This is a genomic window from Cedecea selenatireducens (genome assembly GCF_042138895.1).
GTDB lineage: Bacteria > Pseudomonadota > Gammaproteobacteria > Enterobacterales > Enterobacteriaceae > Cedecea > Cedecea selenatireducens.
Map to the genome: position 1 here is coordinate 1 of NZ_JBHIKW010000017.1, position 12,545 is coordinate 12,545.

The 12,545-nt window shown below is 57.3% G+C and carries 8 protein-coding genes; 6 read left to right on the forward strand and 2 right to left on the reverse strand.

The genetic code is table 11. The annotated features are described in order from the left end of the window. Positions 1-18: 18 nt before the first annotated feature. Positions 19-612 (reverse strand): YhgN family NAAT transporter, encoded by a 594-nt coding sequence (locus tag ACE38U_RS20090; RefSeq protein ID WP_176981985.1) that lies wholly within the window; start codon positions 610-612, stop codon positions 19-21. A gap of 174 nt (positions 613-786) precedes the next feature. On the opposite strand from ACE38U_RS20090, the gene asd reads away from it, so the two are divergent. The 6 genes from asd (at position 787) to glgP (ending at position 11,636) form a co-directional block, all read left to right on the forward strand. After that, positions 787-1,893, forward strand: a complete 1,107-nt coding sequence (gene asd, locus ACE38U_RS20095) for an aspartate-semialdehyde dehydrogenase (RefSeq protein ID WP_038477982.1) — start codon at positions 787-789, stop codon at positions 1,891-1,893. 260 nt (positions 1,894-2,153) lie between these two features. Further along, positions 2,154-4,343, forward strand: a complete 2,190-nt coding sequence (gene glgB, locus ACE38U_RS20100; RefSeq protein WP_038477985.1) for a 1,4-alpha-glucan branching enzyme — start codon at positions 2,154-2,156, stop codon at positions 4,341-4,343. Then, positions 4,340-6,322, forward strand: a complete 1,983-nt coding sequence (gene glgX / locus ACE38U_RS20105) for a glycogen debranching protein GlgX (RefSeq protein WP_375530419.1) — start codon at positions 4,340-4,342, stop codon at positions 6,320-6,322. The genes glgB and glgX overlap by 4 nt, the downstream gene beginning before the upstream one ends. A 14-nt stretch (positions 6,323-6,336) precedes the next feature. Next, on the forward strand, positions 6,337-7,620 hold the full coding sequence (glgC, locus tag ACE38U_RS20110; RefSeq protein WP_038477988.1) for a glucose-1-phosphate adenylyltransferase: 1,284 nt from the start codon (positions 6,337-6,339) through the stop codon (positions 7,618-7,620). A gap of 108 nt (positions 7,621-7,728) precedes the next feature. Further along, positions 7,729-9,162 carry a glycogen synthase GlgA gene (glgA, locus tag ACE38U_RS20115; protein ID WP_038477991.1) on the forward strand — a complete coding sequence of 478 codons (1,434 nt, stop codon included), beginning with the start codon at positions 7,729-7,731 and terminating at the stop codon, positions 9,160-9,162. A gap of 26 nt (positions 9,163-9,188) precedes the next feature. Beyond that, positions 9,189-11,636 (forward strand): glycogen phosphorylase, encoded by a 2,448-nt coding sequence (glgP, locus tag ACE38U_RS20120; protein ID WP_375530420.1) that lies wholly within the window; start codon positions 9,189-9,191, stop codon positions 11,634-11,636. A gap of 148 nt (positions 11,637-11,784) precedes the next feature. Here the strand turns inward: glgP and ACE38U_RS20125 are convergent, their stop codons facing one another. Next, positions 11,785-12,543, reverse strand: a complete 759-nt coding sequence (locus ACE38U_RS20125) for a DeoR/GlpR family transcriptional regulator (protein WP_038477997.1) — start codon at positions 12,541-12,543, stop codon at positions 11,785-11,787. Positions 12,544-12,545 lie beyond the last annotated feature (2 nt).

The following is a 12,545-nucleotide window of genomic DNA, read 5'->3' on the forward strand; positions in this document are numbered from 1 at the left end:
TTAGGGTGAGGGTTGGTCTTACCCACGCATCCACGTTCTGATCCCATCCAGGAACATCTGGGTGGAAATCATCACCAGCACCAGCCCCATCAGGCGCTCAAGGGCGTTAACCCCTTTCTCACCCAACAGGCGCAGGAACAGGGAAGATTGCAGCAGAATGGCGACGGTACCGCCCCAGGCCAGCATCAGCGCGGCGACTAAATGGCTCATTTGGTTTGGGTACTGGTGAGACAGCAGCATCAGCGTGGCGAGCAGTGAAGGGCCGGCAACCAGCGGGATCGCCAGCGGCACGATAAACGGCTCTTCCCCGGCGGGTAAACCGGAAGAACTACCTTCCTGGCCTGGGAAAATCATCTTAATGGCGATAAGGAACAGAATAATGCCGCCTGAAATCGACACGGTTTCAGCCCGCAAATTCAGGAAACCAAGAATTTTTTCCCCGGCAAACAGGAAGATAAGCATCAGCAGCAGAGCAATAAGCAGTTCGCGGATCATAATGGCCCGGCGACGCTTTGGCTCCGTGTGTTTCAGCACCGACATAAAGATTGGCAAGTTGCCCAGCGGGTCCATAATCAGGATCAGGAGCACCGCGGCGGATATGATTTCAGTCATCTGTTTTCCCCAAAATCTGGCAAGTAGTTTCTATTAATAAGCTTTGTTTCTGACACGGCGGATATCATTGATTAATTTCACTTGCGACTTTGGCTGCATTTTGTAAGGTGGAGTGATGTTCTGGCTCACTGCCAGCGCTTACACACGCAATCATCTCTGCAGGATTAAGTCGCTATGAAAAATGTTGGTTTTATTGGCTGGCGCGGTATGGTCGGCTCTGTGCTCATGCAACGCATGGTGGAAGAGCGCGATTTTGACGCCATTCGTCCGGTTTTCTTCTCCACTTCCCAGCTTGGGCAGGCAGCCCCTACGTTTGCCGGCACCACCGGCGGTACACTGCAGGACGCATTTGATCTGGAAGCGCTGAAGGCGCTGGATATCATAGTGACCTGCCAGGGCGGCGATTATACCAACGAAATCTATCCAAAGCTCCGTGAAAGCGGCTGGCAAGGTTACTGGATTGACGCAGCTTCTTCTCTACGCATGAAAGATGACGCGATTATTATCCTCGACCCGGTCAACCAGCACGTCATTCAGGAAGGCCTGAACAAAGGCGTCAAAACCTTCGTTGGCGGCAACTGCACCGTAAGCTTAATGCTGATGTCCCTCGGCGGCCTGTTTGCCCACGACCTCGTTGACTGGGTTTCCGTGGCGACTTACCAGGCTGCGTCCGGCGGCGGCGCGCGTCATATGCGTGAACTGCTGAACCAAATGGGCCAGCTTTATGGCGAAGTCTCTACCGAGCTGGCGAACCCGGCTTCCGCGATTCTGGATATCGAACGTAAGGTCACCGAGCTTGGCCGCAGCGGTAAGCTGCCGGTGGATAACTTCGGCGTGCCGCTGGCCGGCAGTCTGATTCCGTGGATCGACAAGCAGCTCGACAACGGCCAGAGCCGTGAAGAGTGGAAAGGCCAGGCAGAGACCAACAAAATTCTTGCGACTTCAACCGCTATCCCGGTTGACGGCCTGTGCGTGCGCGTAGGCGCGCTGCGCTGCCACAGCCAGGCGTTTACCATCAAGCTGAAGAAAGACGTTTCTATCCCAACCGTGGAAGAGCTGCTGGCCGCGCACAATCCGTGGGCGAAAGTGGTGCCAAACGATCGTGAGATTACCATGCGTGAGCTGACGCCTGCTGCGGTAACCGGCACGCTGTCAACGCCCGTTGGCCGCCTGCGTAAGCTGAACATGGGGCCGGAGTACCTCTCTGCGTTCACCGTCGGTGACCAGCTGCTGTGGGGCGCCGCCGAGCCGCTGCGCAGAATGCTGCGGTCGCTCGCATAATTACACTTATTTAACTGAGGGGCCTTATGGCCTCTCTTTTTTTGCCTGCAATTTAAGGTACAACGAAAGTCATTAATTTATTTCACGAGGAGCCAGGAAAGCGTTGGCTATGCTTAAGTCATCACGCGTCTGCGTTTTGGCGAGTATTGGGCGAACCGGCTGACAGGAGTTAAGCGCCGTTCGTCAGGTCAATGATAAGTGTCGTACCCGCGCGGCGGCGTAGCGCAGGTTGTTGGTGACACATAAAAAAGGAAAATGCCATGTCTGTTCTGCCGGAAAGAGACGTGATCAATGCGCTAATTGCGGGTCATTTTGCCGATCCGTTTTCCCTGCTGGGGATGCACCAAACGGACGCCGGGCTTGAAGTCCGTGCGCTGCTGCCTGACGCCACTGAAGTCTGGGTTATCGAACCAAAAACCGGGCGAAAAGTTGGCCAGCTCGAGTGCCTCGATTCCCGGGGTTTCTTTTGTGGGCTGATTCCTCGCCGTAAAAATGCCTTTCGCTACCAGCTTGCCGTTGTCTGGCACGGTCAGGAAAACCTGATTGACGATCCCTATCGTTTTGGCCCGCTGATTCAGGAGCTGGACAGCTGGCTGCTTTCCGAAGGCACGCATCTACGCCCCTATGAAACGCTGGGTGCGCATGCTGACACGATGGACGGCGTGACCGGAACGCGCTTCTCTATTTGGGCACCGAACGCCCGAAGAGTCTCCGTCGTGGGTCAGTTTAACTACTGGGACGGCCGCCGCCACCCGATGCGGCTGCGCAAAGAAAGCGGCATTTGGGAGCTGTTTATCCCCGGCGCGCACAACGGACAGCTGTATAAATTCGAGCTGCTGGATGCCGATGGGCACCTGCGTATTAAGGCCGACCCGTACGCTTTTGAAGCGCAGATGCGCCCCGAAACGGCTTCTCTTATCTGCGGCCTGCCGGAGAAAACCACGCTCAGCCCCGAGCGGCAGAAAGCCAACGGCTTTGACCAGCCCATCTCAATCTATGAGGTTCATCTCGGCTCCTGGCGTCGCCATACCGACAATAACTTCTGGCTCAGCTACCGCGAGCTGGCGGAGCAGCTGATCCCCTACGTCAAAGAAATGGGATTCACCCATCTCGAACTGCTGCCGGTCAACGAGCATCCGTTTGACGGCAGCTGGGGCTATCAGCCGCAAGGGCTTTACGCCCCGACGCGCCGTTTTGGCACGCGCGACGACTTCCTCTACTTCCTGCAAACGGCCCACGAAGCCGGGCTTAATGTTTTGCTGGACTGGGTGCCGGGCCATTTCCCGACGGATGACGCGGGGCTGGCTAAGTTCGACGGCACCTCGTTGTATGAACATGGCGACCCGCGTGAGGGCTATCACCAGGACTGGAACACGCTGATTTACAACTATGGCCGCCGTGAAGTCTGTAACTATCTGGTGGGCAACGCGCTCTACTGGATTGAACGTTTTGGCATTGACGGCCTGCGCGTGGATGCCGTCGCCTCGATGATTTACCGCGACTACAGCCGGGAAAAAGGCGAGTGGGTTCCGAACGAGTACGGCGGCCGCGAAAATCTGGAAGCGATTGAATTTCTGCGCAATACCAACCGCATCATCGGGGAGCAAACGCCGGGCGCGGTGACGATGGCGGAAGAGTCCACCGATTTTGCCGGCGTCTCTCGCCCGCCGAGCATGGGAGGGCTGGGGTTCTGGTTTAAGTGGAACCTGGGCTGGATGCACGACACGCTCGACTACATGAAGCTGGACCCGGTTTACCGCCAGTATCACCACGACAAAATGACCTTCGGGATGCTGTACAACGGCACCGAAAACTTTGTCCTGCCGCTTTCGCACGATGAAGTCGTGCACGGCAAAAAATCGATTCTCGACCGCATGCCGGGAGATGCCTGGCAGAGGTTCGCTAACCTGCGCGCTTACTACGGCTGGATGTGGGCATTTCCGGGCAAAAAGCTGCTGTTTATGGGCAACGAGTTTGCCCAGGGGCGCGAATGGAACCACGACAGCAGCCTTGACTGGCATCTCCTGCAGGGCGGGGATAACTGGCACCACGGCGTGCAGCGCCTTGTACGCGATCTGAACCATACCTACCGGCGACACGCGGCGCTGCATCAAATGGATTTTGACGACTACGGCTTTGAATGGCTGGTGGTGGAGGACAAGGCGAATTCGGTCTTTATTTTCGTGCGCCGTGACGCCGAGGGCAACGAGGTCATCGTTGCCAGCAACTTTACGCCGATACCTCGCTACCATTACCGCTTCGGCATCAACCAGCCGGGGCGCTGGCGTGAAGAGCTGAATACCGACTCGATGCATTATCACGGCAGTAACGCCGGCAACAGCGGCACGGTGCGCAGCGAGGCGGTGCCAAGCCACGGTCGCGATCATTCGCTCTCTATCACGTTGCCGCCGCTGTCTACCCTCTGGCTGATCCGGGAGGGCGATGCATGACGCAGCTGACGCAAGGTAGCCCGGCTCCCTTTGGGGCGTATTACGACGGCAAGGGCGTTAACTTCACCCTTTATTCGGTGCATGCCGAAAAGGTCGAGCTGTGCCTGTTTGATGAACACGGACACGAAAAGCGCTACGACATGCCCTCGCGCTCGGGAGACATCTGGCATGGCTATCTGCCGGAAGGTAAACCGGGGCTGCTCTACGGCTACCGGGTTCACGGGCCGTGGGAGCCTGAAAATGGCCATCGCTTTAATCCTGCGAAGCTGCTGCTCGATCCCTGCGCTCGCGTGGTGGTGGGCGGGGCCGAAGATCATCCGCATTTTCACTGCGGCTATGATGAACCCAACCTCGAGGACAGTGCCCCGCACATGGCCAAGTGCGTGGTGGTCAGGGAAAAATTTGACTGGGAAGACGATCGGCCGCTTCGAACGCCGTGGGGCAACACGGTTATCTATGAAGCCCACGTTCGCGGGCTGACGCTGCTTCATCCCGGCATCCCGGAAGAGCAGCGCGGGACTTATGCGGCGCTGGGGCACCCGGTGATGACTGATTACTTCAAACGGCTGGGGATCACGGCGCTTGAGCTGCTGCCCGTGGCGCACTTCGTTACCGAGCCCCGCATTTCGCAGTTGGGGCTGAGTAACTACTGGGGCTACAACCCTCGCGCTTTCTATGCCGTTGAAAGTTACTACGCGATAGACCAGAACCCCCACAACGCGGCCAACGAGCTAAGAGGCGCCATCAAAGCGCTGCACAAGGCCGGGATTGAAGTGATCCTCGACATTGTCCTGAACCACAGCGCGGAGCTGGACAAGGACGGCCCAACCCTGTCGCTGAGCGGAATCGACAACCGTAGCTATTATTGGTTAATGGACAACGGCGATTACCAGAACTGGACCGGCTGCGGAAATACCCTGAACCTCAGCACGCCGGGCGTGGTGGCCCAGATGACGGACTGTCTGCGTTACTGGGTAGACAGCTTCCACGTGGACGGTTTCCGTTTTGATCTGGCCTCGGTGATGGGGCGCACGCCGGAATTTCGGCAGGATGCGCCGCTGTTTGAGGCGATCAAAAACGATCCTCACCTGTCGCAGGTGAAGCTTATCGCCGAGCCCTGGGATATCGGTCAGGGGGGTTACCAGGTCGGCAATTTCCCACCGCTGTTCGCCGAATGGAACGATCATTTCAGGGACGGGATGCGTCGCTTCTGGCTCCAGCAGGATCTCTCTTTGGGCGGGTTCGCCTGCCGCTTTGCCGGCTCGAGCGACGTTTATCGCCATGGCGAAAGGTTACCCTCCACCAGCATTAATTTAATTACCGCTCATGATGGTTTTACGCTGCGGGATTGCGTAAGTTTTAACCAGAAACATAACGAAGCCAACGGCGAAGATAATCGCGACGGCACCAACAGCAACTTTAGTAATAACTATGGTTTTGAAGGGCTTGAAGCCAACCTGATTACCAAGGAACGGCGTCGGGACAGCGTGCATGCGCTGCTGACCACGCTGCTGCTCTCGCAGGGAACGCCGATGCTGCTGGCCGGGGATGAGCACGGGCATAGCCAGCACGGCAACAATAACGCCTACTGCCAGGACAACGTGCTGACCTGGCTTGACTGGGAGCAGGGAAACGACGGGTTAACCACCTTTACGGCGGCGCTCCTTCACCTGCGGCAGGCTATCCCGGCGCTGACCGCCAACCGCTGGTGGGAAGAGGGCGACGACAACGTTCGCTGGCTGAATAAAGAGGCGCAGCCCCTGAGCGCCGATGAGTGGCAAAACGGGGTCCACCGCCTGCAAATCCAGCTGTCCGATCGCTGGCTTATCGCTATTAACGCGACCGAAGAAGTTGCGGACATCGTTCTACCTGAGGGGGAATGGCACGCCGTTCCTCCGTTTGCCGGAGAGGACAACCCGGTCGTGATGGTTGTATGGCATGGTCCCGCGCACGGAGTCTGCGTGTTCCACAAGTCATGAAAAAGGAGTTCGTTATGGTCAGGTTTGAGAAAAACGATCCGCTGATGCTGGCCCGCCAGCTGCCCATCAAATCCGTTGCGTTAATTCTGGCGGGTGGCCGCGGGACTCGACTGAAGGATCTCACGTCGACGCGCGCCAAGCCTGCGGTCCACTTTGGCGGCAAGTTCCGCATTATTGATTTTGCGCTATCCAACTGCATCAACTCCGGCATTCGCCGCATTGGGGTGATTACTCAGTATCAATCACACACCCTGGTGCAGCATATCCAGCGCGGCTGGTCTTTCTTTAGCGAAGAGATGAACGAGTTTGTTGATTTGCTGCCCGCCCAGCAGCGCGTACACGGTGAAAACTGGTATCGCGGAACGGCCGATGCCGTGACCCAGAACCTCGATATTATCCGCCGCTATAACGCCGAGTACGTGGTGATCCTCGCCGGGGACCACATCTACAAGCAGGACTACTCGCGCATGCTTATCGACCACGTTGAGAAAGGCGCGCGCTGTACCGTCGCCTGTATGCCGGTGCCGGTGCATGAAGCTTCGGCGTTTGGCGTTATGGCGGTGGACGTTGACGAAAAAATTATCGCTTTCGTGGAGAAGCCGGAAAACCCGCCAACCATGCCAAACGACAGCAGCAGGTCTCTGGCAAGCATGGGGATCTACATCTTTGACGCCGATTACTTGTTCAGGCTGCTGGAAGAAGACGATCGGGATGAAAACTCCAGCCATGACTTTGGCAAAGATATCATTCCGAAAATCACCCTGGCGGGCGAAGCTTACGCCCACCCGTTCCCGCTCTCCTGCGTGCAGTCCGATCCTAACGCCGAGCCCTACTGGCGCGACGTCGGAACGCTGGAAGCCTACTGGAAAGCGAACCTCGATCTGGCTTCGGTGATGCCCGAGCTGGATATGTATGACCAGGCCTGGCCGATCCGTACCCATATGGAGCCGCTGCCGCCCGCCAAGTTCGTCCAGGATCGCTCCGGCAGCCACGGCATGACGCTGAACTCGCTGGTGTCCGGCGGCTGCATCATCTCTGGCTCGGTGGTCGTGCAGTCGGTGCTGTTTCCGCGCGTGCGCATCAACTCTTTTTGCAATATCGACTCGTCCGTTCTGCTGCCCGACGTCATCGTCGGACGCTCCTGTCGACTGCGTCGCTGCATCATCGACCGCGCTTGCATGATCCCGGAAGGGATGGTGGTAGGCGAAAATGCAGAAGAGGACGCTCGCCGTTTTTACCGCTCTGAAGAGGGCATTGTACTGGTCACGCGCGAGATGCTGGCGAAGCTGCAGGGCTAGCGCGAAGAAGATTGGCCTGCGCACGGCCATGCCGTGCGCGGTTATTTTATCGTTTGGCGCTGCCTGATGATCCAGACCGGCGCCGCGACTTTCCAAATGGGAGCGATAATGCAGGTCTTACATGTCTGTTCCGAGATGTTTCCTCTACTGAAGACAGGCGGCCTTGCGGATGTGCTGGGCGCTTTGCCGGCGGCGCAGATTGCCGGCGGCGTTGATACGCGCGTCCTGCTGCCCGCTTTTCCCGACGTTCGGCGGGGAATCGAAGATATTCAGGTAGTTGCCCATCGACAGACGTTCGCGGGCGACATGCGCCTGCTCTACGGCCACTATAACGGCGTTGGCGTTTACCTGATTGATGCGCCCCATCTCTATGAGCGCCCCGGAAGCCCGTACCACGACACCAATCAGTTTGCTTATCAGGACAACGTGCTGCGCTTTGCGCTGCTTGGCTGGGTCGGCGCGGAAATGGCCTGTGGGCTGGACCCCTTCTGGCACCCCGATATCGTGCATGCCCATGACTGGCATGCCGGGCTGGCACCGGCCTATCTGGCGGCGCGCGGGCGCCCTGCGAAGTCGGTGTTTACCGTGCATAACCTTGCCTATCAGGGCATGTTCTATGCACATCACTTAAGTGAAATCGATCTGCCGTGGTGGTTCTACGACATGAACGGGCTGGAGTTCCACGGCCAGATTTCGTACCTGAAGGCCGGACTTTTTTACGCCGATCATATTACCGCCGTCAGCCCTACCTATGCGCGTGAGATAACCGATCCGCACTTTGCCTACGGCATGGAAGGGCTTCTGCGCCAGCGCCAGCGTGAAGGGAAGCTGTCTGGCATTTTAAACGGCGTCGACGGCAAGATTTGGAATCCGGAAAGCGACCTGCTGCTGGCCTCGCGCTACACCCGCGACTCGCTGGAAGAGAAAGCTGAAAACAAACGTCAGCTGCAGGTGGCGATGGGGCTGAAGGTGAATGACAAAGTCCCGCTGTTCGCCGTGGTCAGCCGGTTAACCAGCCAAAAAGGGCTGGACCTGGTGCTTGAGGCGCTGCCCGGATTACTGGAGCAGGGCGGCCAGCTGGCGCTGCTGGGGGCTGGGGACTCTGTGCTGCAGGAAGGATTCCTGGCGGCGGCCGCCGAGCATCCCGGCCAGGTCGGCGTCCAGATTGGCTATCACGAGGCATTTTCCCACCGCATCATGGGCGGTGCCGATGTGATTTTAGTCCCGAGCCGCTTTGAGCCCTGCGGCTTAACCCAGCTCTACGGCCTGAAGTATGGCACCTTGCCGCTGGTGCGGCGAACCGGTGGCCTGGCCGACACCGTGTCGGATACTTCGCTGGAGAACCTGGCGGACGGTGTGGCAACCGGTTTTGTGTTTGAAGACAGTAATGCCTGGTCGCTGCTCCGCGCGATCCGGCGTGCTTTCGTGCTGTGGTCCCGTCCGTCACTGTGGCGTTTTGTGCAGCGGCAGGCGATGAATATGGATTTTAGCTGGCAGGTAGCGGCGCAGTCATACCGCGACCTTTATCAACGCTTGTTGTAATTACCCATACACCAGGAATCACTGATATGAATGCACCCTTTTCCTATGCATCACCCACGCTAAGCGTCGAGGCGCTGAAACACTCGATTGCCTATAAGCTGATGTTTACGGTGGGGAAAGACCCTGCCATCGCCAATAAACACGAATGGCTTAACGCCACGCTATTTGCCGTGCGAGACAGGCTGGTTGAACGCTGGCTGCGTTCCAACCGTGCCCAGCTCTCGCAGGAAGTTCGCCAGGTTTACTATCTGTCGATGGAGTTTCTTATCGGGCGCACGCTGTCGAACGCGCTGCTTTCTCTCGGTATTTATGAAGATGTGAAAAACGCCCTCGAAGAGATGGGACTTGATCTGGAAGAGTTGATTGACGAGGAGAACGACCCCGGCCTTGGCAACGGCGGTCTTGGCCGTCTCGCCGCCTGTTTCCTCGATTCGCTGGCGACCCTGGGGCTGCCGGGGCGCGGCTACGGCATTCGCTACGATTACGGCATGTTTAAGCAGAACATTGTTGATGGCCGTCAGAAAGAGTCGCCGGACTACTGGCTCGAATACGGTAACCCATGGGAGTTTAAGCGCCATAACACGCGCTATAAGGTGCGTTTTGGCGGACGAATTCAGCAGGAGGGGAAAAAAGCCCGCTGGGTCGAGACCGAAGAGATTCTTGCGGTGGCCTATGACCAGATTATCCCGGGCTATGACACCGACGCGACTAACACACTAAGGCTGTGGAACGCCCAGGCGAGTAGCGAGATCAATCTCGGTAAGTTTAATCAGGGCGATTACTTCGCGGCGGTGGAGGACAAAAACCATTCCGAGAACGTGTCCCGCGTGCTTTATCCAGATGACTCAACCTATTCGGGGCGCGAGCTGCGTCTGCGTCAGGAATACTTCCTGGTTTCATCAACCATGCAGGACATCCTTAGCCGCCACTATCAGCTGCATAAAACCTACGCCAATCTGGCAGAGAAAACGGCGATTCACCTGAACGACACGCACCCGGTGCTGTCGATTCCGGAGCTGATGCGGCTGCTGATTGACGAGCATAAGTTTGAGTGGGAAGAGGCGTTTGAGGTCACCTGCCAGGTGTTCTCATACACCAACCACACGCTGATGAGCGAGGCGCTGGAAACCTGGCCTGTAGACATGCTCGGCAAGATCCTGCCGCGCCATTTGCAGATAATCTTTGAGATTAACGACTACTTCATGAAGACGCTGCAGGAGCAGTACCCGAACGACACCGGGCTGCTGGGCAGAGCGTCTATCATCGATGAGTCCAACGGCAGGCGCGTGCGCATGGCCTGGCTTGCGGTGGTGGTCAGCCATAAGGTGAACGGCGTTTCCGAGCTGCACTCCAATCTGATGGTGCAGTCGCTGTTTGCCGACTTCGCCAGCATCTTCCCGATGCGCTTTAGCAACAAAACGAACGGCGTGACGCCTCGCCGCTGGCTGGCGCTCGCCAACCCTGCGCTGTCCGAAGTGCTGGACGAGAACATCGGCCAGACGTGGCGTACGGACCTGAGCCAGCTGAACGACCTGAAGCAGCACATTGATTACCCGACGGTGCATCAGGCGGTGCGCAAGGCCAAGCTCAGCAACAAAAAACGGCTGGCGACGTATATCGGGCAGCAGCTCAACGTGGTGGTTAGCCCGGATGCGCTGTTCGACGTGCAGATCAAACGTATTCACGAGTACAAGCGCCAGCTAATGAACGTGCTGCACGTAATAACCCGCTATAACCGCATCAAGGCCAATCCGGAGGCTGAATGGGTGCCGCGCGTGAACATTTTTGCGGGCAAAGCGGCGTCTGCCTACTACATGGCGAAGCACATCATTCATCTTATCAACGACGTCGCGGAGGTCATTAACAACGATCCGCAGGTGAAAGATAAGCTGAAAGTGGTGTTTATCCCCAACTACAGCGTCAGCCTTGCCCAGCTGATTATTCCAGCGGCGGATCTCTCTGAGCAAATCTCGCTGGCGGGTACCGAGGCCTCCGGCACCAGCAACATGAAGTTTGCTCTGAACGGGGCGCTGACTATCGGCACGCTGGACGGTGCGAACGTTGAAATGCTCGATCACGTCGGTAAGGACAATATCTTCATCTTCGGTAATACGGCGGAAGAGGTCGAGGACCTGCGCCGCAAGGGCTATAACCCTCGAGAGTATTACGAGAAGGATGAAGAGCTGCGTCAGGTGCTGACCCAAATCGCAACCGGCGCGTTCAGTGCCGGAGAGCCGGGGCGTTATCGGGATTTAGTGGATTCTCTGATTAACTTTGGTGACCACTATCAGGTGCTGGCGGATTATCGTAGCTATGTGGATTGCCAGGATCGGGTTGATGAGCTTTATCAGCAGCCGGAGGAGTGGACGATTCACGCCATGCACAATATTGCCAATATGGGGTATTTCTCGTCCGACAGGACGATTCAGGAGTACGCCGATGAGATTTGGCATATTAAGCCGGTGAGATTGTAGGTTTCCCCCTCACCCTAACCCTCTCCCCGCGTGGGAGAGGGGATAAACAATGTTTCCCATAGCTTTTTTTCTCCCTCGCCCCTTTGGGGAGAGGGCCGGGGTGAGGGGAAGATTTGAACGTAAAGCTTCCTCACTGAGCGTACAAACCTCAGCACAGCTCCAGCTGCACGTTATTCTCTTTAATCACCTGCATCACCCCCGCAGGAGGCATCACGTCCGTATATACGGTATCCACCAGGCTAATACTGCCCAGATTCACCATCGCATTACGGCCAAACTTCGAGTGATCTACTACTAACAGCACGCTGCGGGAGTTTTCGATAATCGCGCGCTTGGTGCGAACCTCGTGGTAGTCAAACTCCAGCAGTGAGCCGTCGCTGTCGATGCCGCTGATGCCGAGAATGCCGAAGTCGAGGCGGAACTGGGAAATAAAGTCCAGCGTGGCCTCGCCGATGATACCGCCATCGCGGCTGCGCAGTTCGCCCCCGGCCAGAATAATACGGAAGTCTTCTTTCACCATCAGCGTGTTAGCCACGTTGAGGTTGTTGGTCACGATGCGCAGATTGCTGTGGTTAAGCAGCGCATGCGCCACCGCTTCCGGCGTGGTGCCGATGTCGATAAACAGCGTGGCGCCGTTCGGGATCTGGCTGGCCACCTTCTGCGCAATGCGCTCTTTCTCGGCGGTCTGTGTTGCCTTTCGGTCGTGCCACGGAGTGTTGACCGAGCTGGACGGCAGAGCGGCGCCACCGTGATGACGCAGAATCATATTCTGGTCGGCCAGGTCGTTTAAATCACGGCGGATGGTTTGCGGGCTGACGGCAAACTGTTCCACCAACTCTTCGGTACTGACGTATCCCTGCTGCTTAACCAGCTCAATAATCGCGTCATGACGTTGTGTCTGCTTCACTA